Annotated in this window: 26 protein-coding genes; 23 read left to right on the top strand and 3 right to left on the bottom strand. The window is 41.6% G+C overall.

Translation table 11 applies throughout. From position 1 onward, the window contains the following. The first annotated feature begins 1 nt into the window (after nucleotide 1). Together BRLA_RS09095 and BRLA_RS09100 are read left to right on the top strand one after the other, a co-directional pair. On the top strand, nucleotides 2-913 hold the full coding sequence (locus BRLA_RS09095; RefSeq protein WP_003338496.1) for an NAD(P)/FAD-dependent oxidoreductase: 912 nt from the start codon (nucleotides 2-4) through the stop codon (nucleotides 911-913). Nucleotides 914-1,491: 578 nt separating this feature from the next. Continuing rightward, nucleotides 1,492-2,082, top strand: a complete 591-nt coding sequence (locus BRLA_RS09100) for a genetic competence negative regulator (protein WP_003338497.1) — start codon at nucleotides 1,492-1,494, stop codon at nucleotides 2,080-2,082. A gap of 65 nt (nucleotides 2,083-2,147) precedes the next feature. Here BRLA_RS09100 and BRLA_RS09105 read toward each other — a convergent pair whose 3' ends face one another. Further along, nucleotides 2,148-2,906: a PIG-L deacetylase family protein gene (locus BRLA_RS09105; protein ID WP_003338498.1), complete on the bottom strand. Its 759-nt coding sequence runs from the start codon at nucleotides 2,904-2,906 to the stop codon at nucleotides 2,148-2,150. A 296-nt stretch (nucleotides 2,907-3,202) separates the two neighbouring features. Here BRLA_RS09105 and BRLA_RS09110 point away from each other — a divergent pair, with 296 nt between their 5' ends. Next, nucleotides 3,203-4,477: a Glu/Leu/Phe/Val family dehydrogenase gene (locus tag BRLA_RS09110; protein ID WP_003341845.1), complete on the top strand. Its 1,275-nt coding sequence runs from the start codon at nucleotides 3,203-3,205 to the stop codon at nucleotides 4,475-4,477. A gap of 156 nt (nucleotides 4,478-4,633) precedes the next feature. Here the strand turns inward: BRLA_RS09110 and BRLA_RS09115 are convergent, their stop codons facing one another. Next, entirely contained in the window at nucleotides 4,634-5,605 is a 972-nt protein-coding gene (locus BRLA_RS09115) for an asparaginase (protein ID WP_003338500.1), read from the bottom strand. Between the two features lie 89 nt (nucleotides 5,606-5,694). On the opposite strand from BRLA_RS09115, the gene prsW reads away from it, so the two are divergent. The 16 genes from prsW to BRLA_RS09190 all read left to right on the top strand — a co-directional run bounded on the left by prsW (nucleotide 5,695) and on the right by BRLA_RS09190 (nucleotide 17,698). After that, entirely contained in the window at nucleotides 5,695-6,369 is a 675-nt protein-coding gene (gene prsW, locus BRLA_RS09120) for a glutamic-type intramembrane protease PrsW (protein WP_003341841.1), read from the top strand. Nucleotides 6,370-6,392: 23 nt separating this feature from the next. Then, the gene (locus BRLA_RS24220) at nucleotides 6,393-6,557 is read left to right on the top strand and encodes a hypothetical protein (protein WP_003341839.1); all 165 of its coding nucleotides are present in this window, start codon (nucleotides 6,393-6,395) and stop codon (nucleotides 6,555-6,557) included. Next, nucleotides 6,487-7,212 carry a cell wall hydrolase gene (locus BRLA_RS09125; protein ID WP_003338502.1) on the top strand — a complete coding sequence of 242 codons (726 nt, stop codon included), beginning with the start codon at nucleotides 6,487-6,489 and terminating at the stop codon, nucleotides 7,210-7,212. Before BRLA_RS24220 ends, BRLA_RS09125 begins: the two co-directional genes overlap by 71 nt. Nucleotides 7,213-7,243: 31 nt before the next feature. Next, complete coding sequence (ypeB, locus tag BRLA_RS09130) at nucleotides 7,244-8,620, top strand: germination protein YpeB (RefSeq protein WP_003338503.1); 1,377 nt, start codon at nucleotides 7,244-7,246, stop codon at nucleotides 8,618-8,620. A gap of 113 nt (nucleotides 8,621-8,733) precedes the next feature. Next, nucleotides 8,734-9,417 (top strand): flagellar brake protein, encoded by a 684-nt coding sequence (locus BRLA_RS09135; RefSeq protein ID WP_003338504.1) that lies wholly within the window; start codon nucleotides 8,734-8,736, stop codon nucleotides 9,415-9,417. Between the two features lie 35 nt (nucleotides 9,418-9,452). Further along, a complete protein-coding gene (locus BRLA_RS09140) occupies nucleotides 9,453-9,638 on the top strand; it encodes a hypothetical protein (RefSeq protein WP_003338506.1) in 186 nt (61 codons plus the stop codon). A gap of 119 nt (nucleotides 9,639-9,757) precedes the next feature. Then, the gene (gene cmk, locus BRLA_RS09145) at nucleotides 9,758-10,408 is read left to right on the top strand and encodes a (d)CMP kinase (RefSeq protein ID WP_003338507.1); all 651 of its coding nucleotides are present in this window, start codon (nucleotides 9,758-9,760) and stop codon (nucleotides 10,406-10,408) included. A gap of 14 nt (nucleotides 10,409-10,422) precedes the next feature. Beyond that, the gene (locus BRLA_RS09150; protein WP_003338508.1) at nucleotides 10,423-11,016 is read left to right on the top strand and encodes a lysophospholipid acyltransferase family protein; all 594 of its coding nucleotides are present in this window, start codon (nucleotides 10,423-10,425) and stop codon (nucleotides 11,014-11,016) included. A 177-nt stretch (nucleotides 11,017-11,193) separates the two neighbouring features. Then, nucleotides 11,194-12,375 carry a 30S ribosomal protein S1 gene (gene rpsA / locus BRLA_RS09155; protein WP_003338509.1) on the top strand — a complete coding sequence of 394 codons (1,182 nt, stop codon included), beginning with the start codon at nucleotides 11,194-11,196 and terminating at the stop codon, nucleotides 12,373-12,375. A gap of 177 nt (nucleotides 12,376-12,552) precedes the next feature. Further along, nucleotides 12,553-13,209 carry a YphA family membrane protein gene (locus tag BRLA_RS09160; RefSeq protein ID WP_003338510.1) on the top strand — a complete coding sequence of 219 codons (657 nt, stop codon included), beginning with the start codon at nucleotides 12,553-12,555 and terminating at the stop codon, nucleotides 13,207-13,209. Between the two features lie 8 nt (nucleotides 13,210-13,217). After that, entirely contained in the window at nucleotides 13,218-14,132 is a 915-nt protein-coding gene (locus tag BRLA_RS09165; protein WP_003338511.1) for a YIEGIA family protein, read from the top strand. After that, complete coding sequence (locus BRLA_RS09170; protein ID WP_003338513.1) at nucleotides 14,129-14,311, top strand: capping complex subunit for YIEGIA; 183 nt, start codon at nucleotides 14,129-14,131, stop codon at nucleotides 14,309-14,311. The genes BRLA_RS09165 and BRLA_RS09170 overlap by 4 nt, the downstream gene beginning before the upstream one ends. A gap of 55 nt (nucleotides 14,312-14,366) precedes the next feature. Further along, complete coding sequence (gene der, locus BRLA_RS09175) at nucleotides 14,367-15,680, top strand: ribosome biogenesis GTPase Der (RefSeq protein WP_003338515.1); 1,314 nt, start codon at nucleotides 14,367-14,369, stop codon at nucleotides 15,678-15,680. A gap of 18 nt (nucleotides 15,681-15,698) precedes the next feature. Continuing rightward, nucleotides 15,699-16,304, top strand: a complete 606-nt coding sequence (gene plsY / locus BRLA_RS09180) for a glycerol-3-phosphate 1-O-acyltransferase PlsY (protein WP_022583886.1) — start codon at nucleotides 15,699-15,701, stop codon at nucleotides 16,302-16,304. A gap of 12 nt (nucleotides 16,305-16,316) precedes the next feature. Then, nucleotides 16,317-17,351, top strand: a complete 1,035-nt coding sequence (locus tag BRLA_RS09185; protein WP_003338518.1) for an NAD(P)H-dependent glycerol-3-phosphate dehydrogenase — start codon at nucleotides 16,317-16,319, stop codon at nucleotides 17,349-17,351. An 83-nt stretch (nucleotides 17,352-17,434) separates the two neighbouring features. After that, the gene (locus BRLA_RS09190) at nucleotides 17,435-17,698 is read left to right on the top strand and encodes a stage VI sporulation protein F (RefSeq protein ID WP_003338519.1); all 264 of its coding nucleotides are present in this window, start codon (nucleotides 17,435-17,437) and stop codon (nucleotides 17,696-17,698) included. Nucleotides 17,699-17,830: 132 nt separating this feature from the next. On the opposite strand, the gene BRLA_RS09195 is transcribed toward BRLA_RS09190, so the two are convergent. Continuing rightward, nucleotides 17,831-18,397: a hypothetical protein gene (locus BRLA_RS09195; protein WP_003338520.1), complete on the bottom strand. Its 567-nt coding sequence runs from the start codon at nucleotides 18,395-18,397 to the stop codon at nucleotides 17,831-17,833. A gap of 149 nt (nucleotides 18,398-18,546) precedes the next feature. Here BRLA_RS09195 and BRLA_RS09200 point away from each other — a divergent pair, with 149 nt between their 5' ends. From BRLA_RS09200 to BRLA_RS09215, 4 genes are read left to right on the top strand one after another with little or no spacing between them, the layout of a single operon-like run. Beyond that, entirely contained in the window at nucleotides 18,547-18,711 is a 165-nt protein-coding gene (locus tag BRLA_RS09200; protein ID WP_255193573.1) for a DUF2768 family protein, read from the top strand. Between the two features lie 11 nt (nucleotides 18,712-18,722). Continuing rightward, nucleotides 18,723-19,022: a 2Fe-2S iron-sulfur cluster-binding protein gene (locus BRLA_RS09205; RefSeq protein WP_003338523.1), complete on the top strand. Its 300-nt coding sequence runs from the start codon at nucleotides 18,723-18,725 to the stop codon at nucleotides 19,020-19,022. A 15-nt stretch (nucleotides 19,023-19,037) separates the two neighbouring features. Further along, the gene (locus tag BRLA_RS09210) at nucleotides 19,038-19,382 is read left to right on the top strand and encodes a 2Fe-2S iron-sulfur cluster-binding protein (protein WP_003338524.1); all 345 of its coding nucleotides are present in this window, start codon (nucleotides 19,038-19,040) and stop codon (nucleotides 19,380-19,382) included. A 10-nt stretch (nucleotides 19,383-19,392) separates the two neighbouring features. Next, the gene (locus BRLA_RS09215) at nucleotides 19,393-20,109 is read left to right on the top strand and encodes a hypothetical protein (protein WP_003338525.1); all 717 of its coding nucleotides are present in this window, start codon (nucleotides 19,393-19,395) and stop codon (nucleotides 20,107-20,109) included. Nucleotides 20,110-20,142: the final 33 nt, after the last annotated feature.

The following is a 20,142-nucleotide window of genomic DNA, read 5'->3' on the forward strand; positions in this document are numbered from 1 at the left end:
CATGATTTACGACACCATCGTGATTGGAGGCGGAATTGCTGGTTTACAAGCAGCAATTCAGCTCTCGCGAAGCTTACATAAGGTTTTAGTTATTGACAAAAAATCAGGGAGATCAACCTTAGCCCGTAAATACCGAAACATTTTGGGTTATCCAGAGGGTGTCAGTGGAATGCAACTGAGAACGCAGGGAGAAATAATGGCCAAGCGTTTTGGAGCCGCATTTATTCAAGATGAAGCAACATTTTGTGAGCAGAATCAGGAGCATATTTTCTGCGTAACCACAAGAGAACATAAGGAACCCTTTATGGCAAAGACTTTACTTATTGCCACGGGAATTACTGACCCTTTGCCAGAGATTCCAGGGTTGGTGGAATGCCTAGGGGAATCCATTTACATTTGCCCTGATTGTGATGGCTATGAAGTCCAGCAAAAGCGTACAGTCGTAATTGGTTCGGGCAAGCAAGCCTTGCAAATGGCACAGGAATTAAAATACTACACACAAGATATCATGGTTATTAATCATTCGCTAACATCGCTGGATAAGGAGGATCAAATCAGGGCTAATGAATGGGGGAACTATTATAGAGAGGGTGAGATCGTCTCTATAGAACAGCAGAACGGTCATTTGTCATCAATAAATTTACGCTCTGGTGAAGCAATTTCAGTAGAACGAGGTTTTTTAGCTTTTGCCGGAGCACATGTTAATTCAGACCTACTACAAGCTTTTCAAATTCAACTTTTACCCCAAGGACATATTCAGGTAGATCCACGAACCAAGGAAACGAATCATCGCAATATCTGGGCAGCTGGAGACGTCAATGCTCACTCTCAACAGGTTACAATCTCAATGGGAGACGGCTCTCAGGCTGCTATTTGGATACACAAGCGATTATTGGAGCTGGCACAAGAATAAAGATCGCCATAAGATGGGCTTATGATATGACGTTATAATCTTCCGCACTTGATGAGAAACGATGATGAACAGGCGTCGGGAAAAAGCTCATAAGTTTTCTGGAAGCAGTAACGTCATTTTTTTTGTCCCATGCATATTGTGGATTATGAGATCATATTGAACAGGATCAATGAGTTGTATAAATACATATCAGTTGGGTATATTTTTTTTACATGAAACGAACTGCTAGAATATTACGTATAGGTATATAATTGAGCCTGGCCTAGTTGTTATTCTTTCTTTGAAGGTAAAATTTCTGACAATAATACCTTGGTTTTCCACTAGATTGACGATTTATGTCGGAAAGAGAGTAGTAGGAAAAACTTCAATATCTATGTTCTTGTCTCACAATGTGGTATTATACAAGAATGGATGAATTATATTTACAGCAGGATTATAGCTTAAAGGGAGTTTGTCTAGTAAGAATGAAATAGATATTTTTGTACGCCAGGTTATTCTATTTATAGATGTATGTACGGAACTATTACAGGCTTCTTAACATACGTTGTAATAGGACTGGATGGTGAGGAGGGACAGTCATGCGAGTTGAACGCCTTGGCCAAGACAAGATAAGAATTTTTTTAACCTTTGACGATCTTACGGAGCGAGGTATTGAAAAGGAAGACATGTGGCGTGACATTCCTAAAGTTCATGAGCTTTTTAATGATATGATGGAGCAGGCTTATGATGAGCTTGGATTTGAAATATCTGGTCCGGTTGCTGTAGAAGTCTTTGCTTTACCTGCCCAAGGAATGGTAGTCATTGTCACTCGTGGCAAAACAGGAATCACTGCTGAAAAAGATGAAGAAGATGATGTATACGAAATGGAAGTTACTTTAGAAGAGAGTGACTTAATCATATATGCTTTCCGCGATTTTGAACATGTCGTAGAGGTAGCTCACAGAATTAATGCCTTTTTAACATATGGAGGTAGCTTATATTCTTATCAGGATAAATACTACCTTGTTTTAGAGGATGTAGAGCTTGAACAAGAGCGTTACCAGCATCTCATTGCGATTTTATCGGAATATGGTGAGGCAAATCCTATTACTGTATATGTGTTAGAAGAATACGGAAAGTCGATCATGCCTGATGACGCTGTTAAAGAAATCGCTCGATATTTTCGTTAATAAGAAGAGAAGGACACCTATGTGCGTAAGTTATAAGGTGTCCTTCTTTTTTATGCAGTCATTTTTTATTGGATACCGGCAAATAAGTCGGTTTCTTTTTCTGTAGGCTGATAGTTGGGCAAGTTATGCCATGCCAATAGATAATAATTAGTGGTTGGTACGTTTTTATAATCATGAGAGGTTATACCTGGAAAGACTCGCTCGACAGATAAATGCTGGGTTTTATGTGCTAGTAAGGCTTTCGCTATCTGCTCTCTGTAGGGCTTTTGATCGATGATAGTTGTAATATCCTCCAATGAATCGCCATTGGTAGGTGTCCCGTTTTTACTCGTAAAGGGAGCTGTTAACGGGATGGTTGCATGATATAGCTTACGAACGCTTGAAGAATCGTCCAGCAGGTGATCCACAACATACTGAGTAGCCTTCGACATCGCGATATGATCAGGATGACCTGATATCCCATGCGGAGCAAACGTAATTAAAATTTGTGGTTGTTCCTCATCAATCATTGCTTTTATATGGGCAGCAAGCTCTTGTATGGGAGAAGTGTCTACCAGTTTATCTTCATAATCTAATACCGCAACCCGATCTACACCTAAGATGTCACAGGCATGGCGTAATTCGGCTTCTCTATAGGCGGGTAGCTCCTCAGGTGTGCATAGTGGTGGTGTCCCTGCTTTACCTGCCTGACCTCTCGTAGCACACAGAAGAGTTTGACGTACATTCGCTTGGTCCTTATAGAATGCAATCGTGGCACCGGAGGCAAATGTCTCGTCGTCTGGATGTGCATATATTAGTAGAATTCCTTTTTGTGTTGTCAACAAATTCACACTCCTAATAGCCTTTTCTAATTGTTATTATGACATAGGTTCTCCCAATCGAATACAAAAGAAAGCACATTTCAGAGCAAGTAACCCTTTTCATTTTAGTAAAAGAGGAGTATGCTTTGGCTGTAGGAAAGTTTAGTGACAAGCGAGAATTTCTGTTTTTTCTAGAAAGTTCTTATAAATAAGGAAAAAGCAGAATTTTTACTTCTCTTTCAGGTATTGAGCGTGTATACTGAACGATGGATTTACTGAACATAACTTTTTGAGGTGATTATACAATGGGGAATCACGAAATGGTAACCAACAACACTGAGACTGCGCAACAAAAAGAAAGTTTGAATCTTTTGGCTTCGACGCAGACGGTGATTAAGGAAGCACTAGAAAAACTAGGTTACCAAGAGTCGATGTACGAACTGTTAAAGGAGCCTTTGCGAGTCCTGACTGTTCGCATCCCAGTTCGAATGGACAATGGCGAGACTAAAGTGTTCACAGGCTATCGTGCCCAACACAACGACGCTGTTGGTCCAACAAAAGGCGGCATACGTTTCCATCCAGAAGTTACAGAGGATGAAGTGAAAGCGCTTTCTATTTGGATGAGCTTGAAAGCTGGAATTGTTGATTTGCCTTATGGTGGAGGAAAAGGTGGAATTATTTGTGATCCGCGTGAAATGTCCTTCCCAGAATTAGAGCGTCTTAGCCGCGGTTATGTACGCGCTATCAGTCAACTAGTTGGACCAACGAAAGACATTCCTGCTCCAGACGTATTTACCAATTCACAAATCATGGCTTGGATGATGGATGAGTATAGCTGCATTCGTGAGTTTGACTCTCCAGGATTTATTACAGGTAAACCTATTGCATTAGGTGGGTCTCATGGTCGTGAAACTGCTACAGCAAAGGGAGTAACGATCTGCATTCGAGAAGCTGCTAAGAAAGTAGGTATCAACCTGGAAGGTGCTCGCGTGGTTGTACAAGGCTTTGGTAATGCAGGAAGCTATTTGTCTAAATTCATGCATGATGCAGGTGCTAAAGTGGTAGGTATTTCTGATGCTTATGGTGCTCTATACGATCCAAATGGTTTGGATATTGATTACCTTTTAGATCGTCGTGATTCCTTTGGTACTGTTACCAAACTATTTACTAATACCATTTCCAATAAAGAACTATTGGAATTGGATTGCGATATTCTTGTACCGGCTGCTATTGAAAACCAAATTACAGCCGATAATGCACATAACATCAAAGCTTCTATTGTAGTAGAAGCAGCCAATGGACCAACTACTTTGGAGGCTACAAAAATTTTGACAGAACGCGGCATTTTGTTAGTGCCTGACGTACTTGCTAGCTCTGGCGGTGTAACAGTATCGTACTTCGAGTGGGTACAAAACAACCAAGGTTACTATTGGACAGAAGAAGAAGTGGAAGAGAAGCTAGAACGTGTAATGGTGCGTTCGTTTGAAAACGTCTATCAGACTTCTCAAACACGCCGTGTAAATATGCGCTTAGCTGCTTACATGGTAGGCGCTCGTAAGATGGCGGAAGCATCACGTTTCCGCGGATGGGTGTAAGCTAAATGAAGAGCCTTCTTGGTTTAATGCCAAGAAGGCTTTTTTTCTTATCATTTTAATGAGCAAGGATGGGGAACGGGTAGAGCAAACCAAAACAGCCACTCAGAAAGGAAATATCCTACTTCTACGTGGCTGTTACGAATATACACTAAGCTTTTAGTGATCGAAGCAATCTTGCAATTTAGTTGAATCAACGGTTTGCTGCAAGGCTACCAACAGCTTCAGACGAGCCTTTTGTCCATTTAATCCGTTTGAAAAGATCATACCCATGTCTTTTAATTGGCGGCCTCCACCTTCATATCCATATAGGTCTTGTACCTGTCCATTGTAGCAACGAGAAACAACTACAATAGGTACATTTCGCTGTAATAGCTCCTTTAATACAGGAAGGATCATCGGAGGCAGGTTTCCTAATCCGAATGCTTCAATTACCATTCCGTCAATTTTTTGGTCTAATAAAAAGTGAAGCCAGGCAGGGTCCATACCTGTGACTGCCTTAATAAGCGGTACATTTCCATCCGCATGCGATATTTCGTAAAACTCGCGTGAAAGTGGTGCATGATGATATTGAATGGATTTCTTTGAGATAGTCCCAATCGGCCCATAGGAGGGGGATTGGAAAGTAGCTACATTAGAGGTATGGGTTTTGGTTACGTGCCGGGCTGCATGAATTTCGTCATTAAAAACCACAAGTACACCTTTGTTGCGACTGCTAGGGTCGATAGCCGTGCGAACGGAAGAAATCAGATTGACTGGACCGTCAGCTCCTAATTCATTACTAGATCGCATAGCGCCTGTAACGACAATCGGCACGGTTACTGGCAGGGTAAGGTCAAGAAAGTATGCGGTTTCTTCGAGGGTATCCGTACCATGAGTAATAACGATGCCATCGTAAGTATCCTGTAACAGCTCTTGCTCAATGATTTCCCGTAGTTTATTCATAATAGCAGGCGTCATGTGTGGGCTTGGTAGATTAACGAAATCCTTCATGACAACATCAGCATATTTACTTAAATAGGGAAGATTATGATTTAGGACATGCTCGTCTAACGGTTTAACGCTTTCTGTACCTTCTTCAACTGACATGGCAATGGTACCGCCTGTATTTATCACTAGCACTTTTTTCATAGGGATCTCTCTCCTGTTGCGGGTTTTCATATATTATCTTTCATGGTACGATGAATAGGGAACCTATGTAAAGGAGCAAACAAGAAAATATGATTCCGTTAATTGGTGCAGCTTTGGCGCCAGGACTTGCTTTGCTGTGTTATTTTTATTTGCGCGATAACTTAGAGCCGGAGCCAATTTCAATGGTAGTGCGCTCTTTTATTTTTGGTATCTTGCTTGCTTTTCCCGTAATGGTGTTGCAATATATTTTTCAAAATGAGTGGGGCATCGATTCCGTCTGGTTTAACACGGTAATTTCACCTGCGGTTGTGGAAGAATTTTTTAAATGGTTAGTTGTATTTCATACCGCATATAAGCATGTAGAGTTTAACGAGCCGTATGATGGTATTGTCTATGCTGTAGCGGTTTCCCTTGGTTTTGCGACGCTTGAAAACTTTTTGTATCTTGTGATTAACGGAAAGCAAGTTGCCATGTGGCGTGCATTATTACCAGTTTCTAGCCATGCTTTGTTCGGTATCTATATGGGCTATTTTATGGGTAGAGCTAAATTTGCAAATGCCGACGAGAATCCACTATGGTTATTATTTGTCTCTTTAATGTTGCCCATGTGTTATCATGCGATTTACAATTTTATTTTTCTGTCTGTTAATTATTGGTTGTTCCTGGTCGTGCCATATATGGCAATACTTTGGTGGTTTGGAATGAAAAAAGTAGAACTGGCTCACGATATCAGTTCTAAAAATATATACAATCGTCCACAATAAAGGTTATGAGGAGGCGACTGTAATTGTTCAAAACCCAGCGATCTAAAATCATGATACGGTGCAACCAATGCGGCGAAAAATTTATCTTGCGTGGTCGCCCAGGCATGGAAGGAAAAGTTGACACAGGATTTAAGCAATGTATCTGCGACAATCAAGAAAAATTTGATATTACCCATCTGGAAGAATGAAAGAGACTGGTATTTACTGGTCTCTTTCTTTTTGTATAAACATGATTTCCCTCACGAACAATACAGACAAGGAAAGGAAATTTACCGGTCTGAAGGAGGAAGTCCAATGAGGAGTAAAGAGGTCAAAACATGGAGGCTAATGGTTGCAAGTACAGTTGTAGTGATCTGTACGGCATTCTATTTAATACTTGCTACTACCCCACCCCAAGTGGAGCACCAGCATGCGGATCAGCCGATGGAATCTAAGGTAACACCAGTGGCAACTACCACAGCACAAAAAACGTTTTCAGCTTCACAGCTATCAGAAAATGACCTTAAGCTAATGGCAAATGCGGTATATGGAGAAGCGCGTGGAGAACCGTACATCGGGCAAGTAGCGATTGCGGCCGTAATTATAAATCGGACAAAGAGTTCATCGTTTCCCAATACGCCTTCCGCTGTTATTTTTGAACCTCGTGCTTTTACTGCGGTAGCAGATGGTCAGATTTATTTAAGCCCGAATGAAAATGCGAAGAAAGCAGTGAAGGATGCTTTAAAGGGGTGGGACCCTACTGAAGGATGTACCTATTATTTTAATCCCGAAACAGCTACATCCAAATGGATATGGGGGCGTCCTCAAGTAAAAAAAATTGGTAAACATATATTCTGCCGCTAATCAATAACAACGGAAGAAGGAGGATCTAGAAATGGTTTATGGTGCAATTTCACGAGTGCTGTTTCCAGTATGTTTAATCGGATTGGTCGGTGTTGGTGTATGGGGCTATCAGGAACATAACGAAAAAAACAGCATACTAATCAAAGCAGAGAATCAATACCAAAGAGCCTTCCATGATTTAAACTTTCATATGAATAAACTGCATGATGAGTTAGGAAAATCTGTTGTATTAAACACACGCAAGCAACTAGCTCCGTGTCTTACGAATGTGTGGCGTTTAGCGTATACCTCGCAAAACGATGTCGGTCAACTTCCTTTGACGCTAATGCCATTCAATCACACAGAAGAATTTTTATCCAAAGTAGCAGATTTTTCTTATGAAGTAGCCGTGAGAGATTTAAATCAGCATCCGTTGAGTGAAAAAGAGTATAAAACACTCAATAAACTGTACCAAAACTCCAAGCACATCCAAAAAGAATTATCTGGTGTGCAAACTAAGGTTCTTGATAGTAAATTGCGTTGGATGGATGTAGAAACGGCCTTAGCTAAACAGCAACAGCCTGGCGATAACACCATCATTGACGGTTTTAAAACGATTGATAAAAAAGTGCAGGAGTTCCCTGAAATGGAGTGGGGAATGACTGTCCAAAATATGGAAACGAAACGTCAGCAACGCATTAAGGGCATTTCAGGAAAAACAGTTAGTGAACAGCAAGCGATCGATATTGCTAAAAAATTCGTTGGTAAAATTTCGTCTGGTGACAAAGTTTCTGTTGAAAAGAACGGAAAAGGCATGCAATACAATGCATACAGTGTCCGTATAACTGGTAAAAACGCTAGTCCGATCAATATGGATGTAACCAAAAAAGGCGGAAAGGTAGTCTGGTTATTAAACGAAAGAGAAATCAAACAAACAAAATTGAACTTAGATCAGGCGGAAAAAAGTGCTAAGAAGTTTCTAAAAGAAAAGGGATACGGCGACATGGTAGCGACGGAACGAGATACATACGGAGGGATAGGAGTATTTACGTTTGTGCCAAAAGTGGAAGACGTACTCATCTATCCTGATTCCGTAACGGTCAAAGTAGCGCTTGATAATGGGGATGTAAATGGTTTTCATGCTGTCGAATATTTATTTAACCATAAGCAGCGCATCATTCCAAAAGCAAAGGTATCCGCCAAGCAAGCAAGAACGATGATCAATCCACATGTTAAGGTTACGGAATCTAGACTTGCCATGATTCAGGGGAAAAATAACGGGAAAGAAGTATTAGCATATGAGTTCTCTGGACAATTTGAAAAGGATATCTATATGATCTATATCAATGCCCAGACAGGTGAAGAAGAGGATGTAATAAAAATGAGTGTAGGCGAGCAAAAAATGCCAAATCATGGCGAAAAAGGATAAGAGGATAAGAGAGAGTACAAAGAAGTTTGTCTAAGGGCAAACTTCTTTGTTTGCTGTATGGATAACAGCGTGTGTATAATGTTGGAAGAGGGTGAGAAGGGGAGGAAATAAGAGTGAGTGTGCTACCTCAAGTAGGACAAGTGATGCGTCTATCACTCGCGTCCTTGTCAGAAGAGCAAAGTAAAGAAGTATATAAGACTAGAGTAGCAGATTATTCTGAAAAAAACATTGCGATTGAATTACCCATCGACGAGGAAACAGGCAGAACGAAGTCTCTTCCGATTGGGACGACCTGTTTCGTGTGGTATGTTGGACAGGATGGCTCGCGTTTTGATTTTAAAACCAAAATTGTTGGTACCAAGCAAGAAAATATACCAATGCTTTTAATGGAAAAAGTGCCAAAGGAGCAGATCGTTCGCACGCAACGCAGAGGCTATCTACGAGTACCTGCAAGCTTTGAGATCTCTGTTAGCTATCCAAGCATTCGAGGAAAACAGAAGTTCCTAGCGAAGACGCTGGATATTAGTGGTGGTGGTCTAGCATTTGCATGTCCCAAGAACCATTTCTTAGAAGAAGAGCAGGAAGTAGATATGTGGATTAGCTTGCCAGCAAAAGCGGGGACTGTTAGTCATGCCTTTGCAAAAGCACAGGTAGCACGCGTTCAGGAGCAGGAGCTGAGTGACTTTAATTGGATATCTCTACAGTTTACAGCCATATCGGAAGCAGATCGAGCTAAAATTGTTCGTGTATGCTATGAACGTCAATTGGAAATAAGACAAAAAGGTATAGTTGAATAACGGTTGACTATCAACAGGAAGAGGAGCGTTACTCCATGAAAAAATCAACGTTTGATGCTCGCTTTATATTGCTGTCCAGTCGTTTAGAGAGACATCTTGTGAAAGCTATCATTGTTTTTATTGCTTCTTTACTGTTGGCTCAAACTATTTTAACATGGGGTTCCATTCGCCCTTATTTCGTTCGCGTTGAGAGAGTGGAGGGCATCCCAGCCATCCGCTAATTTGCTTCATATGCGCTACTGTGGTACAATATACCATAGCTTGGCTTCGACGAACTGTCTTCGCTCGAGGCTTTTCTTCATTATTAACGTATTTAAACTCTAGTAGGTGAATTTACATAATGAATATTGCAATTGATGGACCTGCTGGTGCAGGGAAGAGTACCGTAGCACAGCTTGTGGCTGCTGCATTACAGTACGTTTATATTGATACAGGAGCGATGTATCGGGCTTTGGCATGGGCTGTATTAAAGAACGGCACTGCAATTGAGGATCAGGAATCCGTTGCAAGCCTGCTACAGCAAGCCAAGATTGAGTTGAAGCGCACAGAGGAAGGACAGCGTGTGTATTGGGATCATGAGGATATCACTCATCAAATTCGCACACAGGAAGTTAGTAATTATGCTTCCGTAGTGGCGAGCTATCCAGCGGTTCGTGCTACAATGCTGATACTACAACGTGAGATGGCTCAGCAAGGAAACGTGGTTATGGATGGGCGTGATATAGGTACTCACGTGTTACCTGAAGCTGAGGTGAAGATCTTTCTGACAGCTTCCATAGAAGAGCGAGCTACACGTCGTTTTGGTGATCTTCTTGCAAAAGGAGAACAACCTGATATAAACGAATTACAAAAGGAAATTGCAGAGCGTGATAAACGTGACCGTGAGCGAGAAACAGCCCCACTCAAGCAGGCAGATGACGCTATCTTATTAGACACCACCGGAATGCCGCTAGATGAGGTTGTTAATAAAATTCTTGCGCTTTGCAAATGATTGGGTGAAATACATTGATTCTTTATAAATTTTTTCGAGCTATCTTCCGTATTGTGCTAAAAGGACTATACCGGTATGAGTCCATTGGATATGAGAATGTGCCAAATGAAGGTCCAGTCATTCTATGCTCTAATCATATCAGTAATTGGGACCCGCCCTTACTAGGATGTGGAATAGATAGACAAGTCAGTTATATGGCAAAAGAAGAATTGTTTAGGTTCCCTGTTTTGTCCCATGTATTGAAAAGCTTTAATGCTATTCCCGTTAAGCGTGGTGGTAATGACCGTGGTGCTATCCGCACTACACTACAGGTTCTAGAGCAGGGAAAGGTCTTTGGTATTTTTCCAGAAGGAACGCGAAGCAAAACCGGAGAATTGGGCGAGGGAAAGACGGGAGTAGCAATGTTTGCTCTCAAATCAGAGGCAGCTATCATTCCTGTGGCAATCATTGGACCATACCGTTTGTTCCACAAAGTAAAGGTCGTGTATGGAAAGCCAATTGATATCTCGAAATACCGAGAGGCTAAAAGCAGCAGTGAAACGATGCGCGAGGTAACGCAGGTGATTATGAGCGAGATTCAAAAATTGAAAGATACTCATCAACAGTAGCAAAGTTACATTTCTGGAATTTGTATGGTTTTTCCAGTATCATCATATACTAATAGCTACTCTCCTGCTTAAAATTTGGAAGACCACACGCCATTGGCGGGGTTTAATATATTTTGTTCACAGGTTGGCTTCAATAACACTTACATGTCAATGTTGGCATTCGAGGAGGTTTGTTCAATGGTCGATGGCACAGATAACAACGTAAGTCTAACAGATGTTCAAACTCTGTCCGTAGGGGACATTGTGAAGGCAAAAGTGACAAAGGTAGAAGAGAAACAAGTATTGGTCGATGTAGGCTACAAATATGATGGTCTTATCCCAATCAGTGAGCTTTCTGGTCTTCATGTAGAAAAAACTTCTGATATTGTTTCAGAAGGCGATGAGTTTACTGTAAAAGTAACAAAACTGAATGAAGAAAAAGAAGAGCTGGTTGTTTCGAAAAAAGCGGTAGATGCTCAAATAGCATGGGAAGAACTAGCTAAAAAGCAACAAAACAATGAAACGATCGAAGCAGAAGTGAAAGACGTAGTAAAAGGTGGACTTGTAGTTGATGTAGGTCTGCGTGGTTTTATCCCTGCTTCTATGGTAGAGCGTCATTTTGTAGAGGATTTTAGCGATTACAAAGGACGTACGCTCACGCTAAAAGTTATGGAATTGGATCAAGAAAAGAACAAGGTGATCCTTTCTCATAAAGCTGTGTTAGAAGAAGAGGCCAAAGCGAGCAAAGGCAAAGTACTGGATAGAATCGAAGCTGGAAATATTCTTGAGGGTACTGTGCAACGCCTGACTGATTTTGGCGTATTTGTTGATATCGGTGGTGTAGACGGGCTGGTACATGTGTCCGAATTAGCTTGGGAGCATGTAGATAAACCTGCTGATGTAGTAAAAGAAGGCGACAAGGTTAAAGTGAAGGTTTTGAAGGTGGATAAGGAAAATGAGCGCATCAGCTTGAGCATGAAAGAAGCGCAACCAGGACCTTACCATGATATCGCTGAGAAGTTCAAAAAAGGTGACGTGGTCACTGGTACAGTGAAGCGTTTAACCGGTTTTGGTGCATTTGTAGAGATTGCTCCTCATGTAGAGGGCTTGGTGCATATCTCACAAATCGCAAACCGCCGTGTGAAATCGCCTAGTGAGGTATTAAAAGAAGGGCAAGAAGTAAATGTGAAGGTCCTGGAAATCAATCCTGCTGAGCAACGTGTAAGCTTAAGTATTCGCGCGGTAGAAGAAGATCGCGACGAAGAAGCAGAACGTGTATCTCGTAAGGAACTGCAACAATATACACAAGACAACAATCAACAGGGTATGGGTGTAACGCTGGGCGATTTGTTCGGCGATCTACGTGACAAGTTAAAATAAACACGTAAATACCGTACTATACGTGAAAGAGGCAAGTGCTCGTTAATCATTAGATTAATGGAGTGGCTTGCCTCTTTTTTAGTAGATTTTGTCAAATGGGATTACTTGCCCTGTATCTGAGTCATACTAGGATTACTTACCTATGAAGCCTATGTTAACTAATGAAGGTGTTGTCAAATGAATGATGGAACAATAGCCATGATTGTAGAGTGGACACTACTTTGCGTGGTCTGGATGGGACTTACTGATCGTTTTTTACATCAAATGGGCTGGAAACGTTCAACAGCGTTGTTGATTCTAACGGCTTTTCTTGTTACAAGCTACAGTGAGTGGCGGCTTTTTCTTCTGCCTGTAGAGGTTAATGTCAGCGGGATGCTTCTTCCCTTATTGTTAGGCGGGACATTATGGTATCATCTCAAAAAGAAGCGGCGAAAGTATATGATAACGAGTGCTATCCTTCTAGCCTTTGCGCTTATCCTGTTGCGTAAATTGTTTTTTTGGGACCCGGTGCTTTTATTCATAGATGAGATCATGATTTTACCGGTTCTTTGTGTCATGTTGTGTTTTATTGTGACCAGGCATGCTATCTACCATTGGTTTTTACTGTGTGTTGCTTTTCCATTATCAGATGCGTTTTATCAGGCTTCTTTTCTCTCCCTTACAGAACGCTGCATCATTGGAGGAGAGTACCAGCAAGATTTATTTTGGACAGCATTCGCCTTGTGGTCAAGCTGTTATTTGGTGATTCAATTGCTTCAAAAAACGGGTGTGGCCTTTCGCACAAGAATTGCCCCTTTGATTCGGTTTAAATCAAAATCCCCTACGAACAGGTGAAACAACATATGATCAAAGAATTGCTTTCAAATGAGTACGTGGTCCCGCTTTTACTTGGAATTCTCGCTGGGATTGTCACACGGCTGTATTTACTGCGGACAGATTATCGGCAATATCCTACTTATCCTCATGGTAAACTAATTCATATAGCATTAGGAATTATTGCCTCTGGATTAGGGGCGGTTGCGGTACCATCCTTTTTAAAGGAGGACTACACAGCCATTACGTTTTTAGCTCTTGCTGCTCAACAGTTTAGGGATGTTCGGAACATGGAACGAGCAACCCTGACAGAGATAGATAAGCACGAACTCGTTCCACGAGGTGGGAGTTATATTGAAGGAATTGCGATGGTTTTCGAAGGGCGTAATTATCTGGTCATTTTCGCTTCATTTTGTACTACGTTTGCGACTGTGCTGTTCAATTGGTACGGAGGAGTATTGGTAGGGATAGTTGTTTTATTGATTTCTCGTGCCTTTAAATCGGGGAAATCATTGAAACACATAGCGGACGTGGTACCATCATCTATTCGTCTCGATGGCGTGCATTTATATGTAGACGACATTTATATAATGAATGTAGGGTCACCCGAAGCTCAGGACACCATCAGGGAGCGAGGTGTAGGCTATATACTAATTCCTAAGAATGCCAATGCAAAGGTAACGATTGCGCATCCAGGACAACGCCAGGCTATTCTTCACGATGCCTCAACGATTTTAGGAATTTATTCAGACGAGGGGGAGCCTTCTCTTACTCCTTTGGTAAAACGAGATTTGAAAACGGGTCGCATGGGGATTTTTCTGTTACCCTATGAGCATGGAATCGAAAAAGGGCGACGTGTCCTTGAAAATACGCCTATTATTGAAAGTGCCATTCGGATGCCTAGTGAAGCTAAGGTAAATCAGCCAAAGGGGAGTTCATCATGAATGCTGGTATTGTGGCGATCATTACAACCAGAAAAGGAGATGTAGCAGGCGGAGCGCCTATCTTTTTTGCCAAGGATAATCAAGAGATGCAAGATATGGCGTTTACACTAGAAAAAATAACAGATGCAATGATTCATCAAATTACACCAGAAATCCTGGTCATTGTTAGGCACAAGTAGAATATGGTATGATTAATAGATGAAATAAGCTAGCAGAGAGAGAGTGTTGTGTAGTATGGGATTACCAGTAGTTGCAATCGTAGGCCGCCCGAATGTAGGGAAGTCAACGATCTTTAATCGATTGATCGGCGAAAGAGTTGCTATAGTAGAAGACAAACCAGGAGTTACACGTGACCGTTTATATGCAAAAGGTGAATGGTTAAATCGTGAATTTCACGTCATTGATACAGGTGGAATTGAATTTGCTGAGACGGATCAAATCTTAACGCAAATGCGCTATCAGGCAGAATTGGCTATTGATGAGGCAGATGTTATTATTTTGATCGTTGATGTACGCTCTGGTGTCACTGATGCTGATTTAAATGTAGCTCGTATGTTAAACCGGACAGGTAAGCCAATTGTATTAGCTGTCAACAAAGTAGATAATTTTGAGATGCGTAATGATATTTATGAGTTTTATCAATTGGGCGTAGGAGAGCCATTCCCGATCTCAGGATCACATGGTCTTGGCTTAGGTGATATGCTAGACGAGGTTTTCCATCACTTGCCTCCTGTGGATGCAGAGGAGAAGCGCGATGATGTGATTCGTGTGTCTATCATTGGACGTCCTAACGTAGGGAAATCCTCTTTAACCAACGCAATTTTGGGCGAAGAGCGCGTAATTGTCAGCGAGATCGCAGGTACAACACGCGATGCGATTGATACGCCGTTTGTACGTGATGGACAGGAGTATGTGCTAGTAGATACAGCCGGTATGCGTAAAAAAGGCAAAGTATACGAAGGCACCGAGAAATATAGCGTAATGCGCGCACTTAAAGCGATAGAGGATTCTGACGTTGTATTGGTGGTAATCAATGGCGAAGAAGGCATCATCGAGCAAGATAAGAAGATTGCCGGATACGCACATGAGGCTGGCCGTGGAGTCATCATTGTCGTAAACAAATGGGATGCCTTGGAAAAAGATGATAAAACCATGCAACGTTTTACAGAGCTAATTCGTGAAGAGTTCAAATACTTAGCGTATGCACCGATTCTTTATGTTTCCGCGAAGACGAAACAACGTGTTCATACCATTTTACCTAAAGTCAATGCTGTAGCAGATTCACATTCAATGCGAGTGAACACCTCGGTCTTAAATGATTTGATTACGGATGCTACCATTATGGCACCTCCGCCAACAGACAGAGGAAAACGTCTTAAAATCAATTATACGACACAGGTTGCTGTTAAACCACCAACGTTTATCGTGTTTGTAAATGATCCTGAGTTAATGCATTTCTCCTATGAAAGATATTTAGAAAATAAAATTCGCGGAGCGTTTGAATTTGAAGGAACGCCAATCCGTATTTTAACCCGTAAGAAAACATAGGGAGTGGAGAATGCAATGATGGTATTGATTTCTCTGGTCATCAGTTATTTGCTTGGTTCTGTCAGTTTCAGCTATTTAGTTGCTAAAAAAATAGCTGGTATTGACATCCGAAGTCATGGTAGTGGGAATGCTGGAGCGACTAATACGCTTCGTGTTCTAGGTAAAGGACCGGCGATTGTGGTTTTACTTTTGGATCTATTAAAAGGTGTGCTAGCCATGTACATAACTCATTGGCTTACTAATGGAGATCCTGTGGCGTATGCTTTTTCTGGAATATTAGCGATCGTTGGGCACAATTGGCCCATTTTTTATGGATTCCGTGGCGGCAAAGGCATTGCTACAACTGTTGGGGTAGCTTTGGCCTTATCGCCACTAGCATTTTTGATTTGTACGATTCTGACTATTATTTGTATTGCTATTACCAGATATGTCTCTGTGGGATCGTTGCTTTTTGTTACTTTATTTCCTATCTTGATTTGGTTTTTTAAACAGGACATTTATATTTTCTTGATTACCTTAGCCATTCCTGCATTGGCTTATTATCGGCATTATTCCAATTTGGTTAATCTATGGAACGGAACAGAGCGTAAACTTGGTGATAAATCGAATAGGAAACTAAGCTGAGTGGAGGGAAGAATGTTGACTAAGCGCATAGCAGTGATTGGAGCAGGCAGTTGGGGTACCGCCCTAGCTTCAGTCTGTGCAGCGAATGATTTTCAGGTGACATTATGGGTTCGAGATCCAAAAAATGCACATGAGATCAACACAAACCATACCAACGAAAAGTACTTACCAGGCATCACATTATCCGACACGATCGTTGCAGAAACAGACCTGCAACAAGTGGTTACAGAAAAAACTTCTATTATTCTGGCATTACCTTCAAAGGCAATGCGTGAGGTAGTAAAGCAAATATCTCCGTGGCTACACCCTGATGTGACACTTATTCATGCAACCAAAGGCTTCGAGCTGGAGAGCCTAAAACGCATGTCAGAAGTGATCAGAGAAGAGGTGCCTAAGGAGATTGGTGATCGAGTTGTGGTGTTAACAGGACCAAGTCATGCTGAAGAAGTAATTCAACAATCACCAACAACAGTCGTTGTAGCTTCCGAATGTGAGGAAAGCATGCTCAAAGCTCAGGATATTTTGATGAATTCCTACTTCCGTGTATACACCAACCCTGACATGATCGGTGCTGAAATTGCGGGTGCCTTAAAAAATATTATTGCACTCGGAGCTGGTCTTAGCGACGGTTTAGGATATGGGGATAATGCCAAAGCTGCATTGTTAACCCGTGGTTTGGCTGAAATAGGACGTTTAGGTGTAAAATTGGGTGCTAATCCTTTAACGTTTGCTGGACTTGCAGGAGTAGGAGACTTGGTGGTGACGTGTACCAGTAAGCATAGCCGTAACTGGCGAGCTGGCTATATGCTAGGCCAAGGAAAAAATCTTGATGAGGTTCTTGCTCATATGGGAATGGTTGTTGAAGGAGTGCGCACCACTAAGGCTGCAAAAGCACTAGCTGAGAGAGAAGGCGTAGAGATGCCCATCACCAAGGTGTTTTATCAGGTGTTCTTTGGGGATTGCTCCCCTCGTCAGGCAGTGGAAGAGCTGATGGGGAGAGGGCGCAGACTTGAGCTAGAAGATATCGTTCGCTATAAGGATAAATAGGCTTTACACCAATTTTGCTCCCGCTTCATACGCTAAAGAGAGTACCCATTTTGAGAATTGGGACGTATGAGGAGGAGTTACACATGAATAAGCGAATATCTAGAAGTTTGTTCAACAAGTTAACGGGCAAGACTAACATTGATCAATCGCAGTTGTTCCAGCTTGCTAGTTCTTTTAGTAAAGAGGACCTACAAGATGAGCAGAAGCTGCGTCAGTTGATTCAGATGGTTTCCATGATGAGCGGAGTTGCCGTAAGTTCAGACAAAGAAGAAGAGATTATGGGCATGGTTCAAAATGGCTCCTTTAATCCGGCTGATCTATCTGGAATGCTTGATAAAATGAAATAGGCTTCTTTTGCTCATAAATGGGCCACTTCGCTAGTTCCCAGCCTTCTACAATCACATAGAGTAAAATAGGAACAATCATGGCTCTACAGGGACATGGCTGCTCTATCCAATCAAGAAAAAAAGAGGGGAATCTTACCCCTCTTTTTTTCGTTTGCCAGAGTCGCTTGATGATTGGGTTAAAAGACTTTGCACTAAAGGTGATTGCAGTAATCCCAACAATTGGCCAATATCTAGTCCGCTAAATGGGTTTGACGTATTTTCTTGAGCAGGAGCTGTTTCTTCCGTCTCCTCCTCATCGTCAAAGAGAAAGGCAGATTCATGTTGTTGCTTTTGATTCGAGCTCTCTTCACTCGCTGTTTTCACGTCCCCGCTTTTATTTACCTTCCTAAACGAGTCCAACATCTCCATCGCACCAAAGATCGATTCCATTGTATCTTCCATTTGGCGAATAGTTGAGCTAATCCCTTTAATGTTAGTTCTCACCTTGGTGACAGAGGTACGCAAATCAAGGGTGCTTAGAATGTCCAGCGATGGCAGCTTTGATAAAAGTCCCTTTTTTTGAACAGTTTCTGCCACTACAGGTTCTTTTACAGCAATAGTTGCATTTTCTTTTACTTTTGTTTTGGCTTTATTGGCACTCGGACGAGAAGGTTTTTTATTAATGGTGACATAAGGATTTCGCCATTTTCGCTTACTCATGCAGCTCCCTCCATATGGGCGTGGATTATCTCAATATCCTATGCGACTACTCTTAAATAGGTTCTTGACCCGGATAATTATGCTATAATCAGGCTAAAAAGAAAAAGTAAAGGACGCAGAAGAATATGTACATTGACCCCATGACTAAAATGAATATTTCGCTTCTTGCGATTTTTCTTATGTTTGTGTGCAATTTACTCTTGTTATTCTCACGTAAAAAAGCGGGGACATTCCTAGGTATTATTCTGAAAATCTTGGCATTTCTCATGCTGTTGATTGTGTTTGGAATGATTTTAATCGTATTACTAGTCTAGGAGATGGTAGAATGAAAGAATTGACATTGGTTACCAAGCTTGGAGAGTCTCATGAAGTCATAATTGAAAAAAATATGACTATTGTAAAATTAGCGAAAAAAAATAAAATACAATGGGGTCATGCATGCGAAAGAGGTATCTGCGCACAATGCCGTACAAAGGTTTTGGAAGGAGCAGAATTTCTTAATGAAGTCACAAAAGAAGAAAAGCTGCGTCTAAAAAAAGCAGAGCGTCAGGACCATTATCGTTTGGGGTGTCAAATCCAAGTTCAGGAAGAGGGCCCCGTTCGCTTGTGGCATGTCCCATATTAAAGTGAGGGAGCAGATATGCCAAAAGTAACATTTTATCCGAGTAAAAAAACCATAAAAGCTCGTCCGGGGCAAACAATATTGCAGCTCTCCCGAGTAGCTCGTGTCGCTATACCTACCCGTTGTGATGGAAATGCTGCTTGTTTGTTATGCAAAGTAACGATTGAGAAGGGAACAGCCTCTCCGTTATCAGCTGGTGAAGAACGTAAATTAGCCGAGCGTGATAAAGCGAGGGGAATGCGTTTAGCTTGTCAGGTCCGAGTGCTGGAGGAAGACCTTGTCGTGCGTATTCCTGAGTCAAGATGGAAATCAGTTGTGGAGAAAGCCTTGGAGCGTCAACGCCTTGAGGAGGAAGAATGGTAGGAGGAACAGCATGATTCAGAAGAAGATTATATTATTTGCTCTTGTACTTTTGCTTTCCAGTTTCGTAAGCGGTTGCTTATACCCAGCAGACCGGAAATCGGAGAATCAGGTACCGCATCCAATTTATGTAGAACAAACGCAAAAGGCAGTAGAACAACTTCAAGAGCAATCCGGAGTGTTACCTATTGTTACGAAGGATGCATCAACGCCTTACTTTGAAAAGTATGAGGTGGATTTTACCAGACTAGTTCCAAAGTACATGCCAGATGCCCCGGCCAATGCTTTTGAAAAAGGGGGTAACTTTAAGTACGTCTTGGTTGATGTGGAAGAAAAGCCATTGGTGAAACTCATTAATTTACCTACAGTTAGTCTAGTGGCAGATGTTCAGCAAGCGGTTATTCGTTATCAAATTTCTCATGATAAGCTACCTATTAAGGAGCACATAAGCAATGGTTATTTTTCCATTCGCTATGATCTTATTGGTATAAAGGAGCCTGTAATTCATAGCCCCTATACACAAAATACTCTCTCATTAATCATGAATGCGAAAGGTGAAGTAGGGATTGATTACGCTATTGATATCGCTACGCTACTACGTGAGAAGAAATGGAATGTGCCAAAGGGAACAGATCCACGCTATGTATTGGCACGGGAAACATTTTTCGTACCTGTGAAGTCCTTTCCTTACAAGCTGGTGAATCATGAACCAGAATTATTGCAATTATAAGCGAATAGTAGGAAATAGACAGGAATAATGAAC

This window comes from Brevibacillus laterosporus LMG 15441 (genome assembly GCF_000219535.2).
In the GTDB taxonomy this organism is placed as follows: domain Bacteria; phylum Bacillota; class Bacilli; order Brevibacillales; family Brevibacillaceae; genus Brevibacillus_B; species Brevibacillus_B halotolerans.

What these genes read in the sequence shown, in the direction of transcription:
- plsY (WP_022583886.1), top strand. Translation starts at nt 15,699, where the DNA reads ATGGTATTGATTTCTCTGGTCATCAGTTATTTGCTTGGTTCTGTCAGT.
- BRLA_RS09160 (WP_003338510.1), top strand. Translation starts at nt 12,553, where the DNA reads ATGAATGATGGAACAATAGCCATGATTGTAGAGTGGACACTACTTTGC.
- cmk (WP_003338507.1), top strand. Translation starts at nt 9,758, where the DNA reads ATGAATATTGCAATTGATGGACCTGCTGGTGCAGGGAAGAGTACCGTA.
- BRLA_RS09115 (WP_003338500.1), bottom strand. Translation starts at nt 5,605, where the DNA reads ATGAAAAAAGTGCTAGTGATAAATACAGGCGGTACCATTGCCATGTCA.
- BRLA_RS09170 (WP_003338513.1), top strand. Translation starts at nt 14,129, where the DNA reads ATGAATGCTGGTATTGTGGCGATCATTACAACCAGAAAAGGAGATGTA.
- BRLA_RS09200 (WP_255193573.1), top strand. Translation starts at nt 18,547, where the DNA reads ATGAATATTTCGCTTCTTGCGATTTTTCTTATGTTTGTGTGCAATTTA.
- BRLA_RS09210 (WP_003338524.1), top strand. Translation starts at nt 19,038, where the DNA reads ATGCCAAAAGTAACATTTTATCCGAGTAAAAAAACCATAAAAGCTCGT.
- BRLA_RS09095 (WP_003338496.1), top strand. Translation starts at nt 2, where the DNA reads ATGATTTACGACACCATCGTGATTGGAGGCGGAATTGCTGGTTTACAA.
- BRLA_RS09110 (WP_003341845.1), top strand. Translation starts at nt 3,203, where the DNA reads ATGGTAACCAACAACACTGAGACTGCGCAACAAAAAGAAAGTTTGAAT.
- BRLA_RS09100 (WP_003338497.1), top strand. Translation starts at nt 1,492, where the DNA reads ATGCGAGTTGAACGCCTTGGCCAAGACAAGATAAGAATTTTTTTAACC.
- BRLA_RS09140 (WP_003338506.1), top strand. Translation starts at nt 9,453, where the DNA reads ATGAAAAAATCAACGTTTGATGCTCGCTTTATATTGCTGTCCAGTCGT.
- ypeB (WP_003338503.1), top strand. Translation starts at nt 7,244, where the DNA reads ATGGTTTATGGTGCAATTTCACGAGTGCTGTTTCCAGTATGTTTAATC.
- BRLA_RS09165 (WP_003338511.1), top strand. Translation starts at nt 13,218, where the DNA reads ATGATCAAAGAATTGCTTTCAAATGAGTACGTGGTCCCGCTTTTACTT.
- BRLA_RS09185 (WP_003338518.1), top strand. Translation starts at nt 16,317, where the DNA reads ATGTTGACTAAGCGCATAGCAGTGATTGGAGCAGGCAGTTGGGGTACC.
- der (WP_003338515.1), top strand. Translation starts at nt 14,367, where the DNA reads ATGGGATTACCAGTAGTTGCAATCGTAGGCCGCCCGAATGTAGGGAAG.
- BRLA_RS09195 (WP_003338520.1), bottom strand. Translation starts at nt 18,397, where the DNA reads ATGAGTAAGCGAAAATGGCGAAATCCTTATGTCACCATTAATAAAAAA.
- BRLA_RS09215 (WP_003338525.1), top strand. Translation starts at nt 19,393, where the DNA reads ATGATTCAGAAGAAGATTATATTATTTGCTCTTGTACTTTTGCTTTCC.
- BRLA_RS09190 (WP_003338519.1), top strand. Translation starts at nt 17,435, where the DNA reads ATGAATAAGCGAATATCTAGAAGTTTGTTCAACAAGTTAACGGGCAAG.
- prsW (WP_003341841.1), top strand. Translation starts at nt 5,695, where the DNA reads ATGATTCCGTTAATTGGTGCAGCTTTGGCGCCAGGACTTGCTTTGCTG.
- BRLA_RS09205 (WP_003338523.1), top strand. Translation starts at nt 18,723, where the DNA reads ATGAAAGAATTGACATTGGTTACCAAGCTTGGAGAGTCTCATGAAGTC.
- rpsA (WP_003338509.1), top strand. Translation starts at nt 11,194, where the DNA reads ATGGTCGATGGCACAGATAACAACGTAAGTCTAACAGATGTTCAAACT.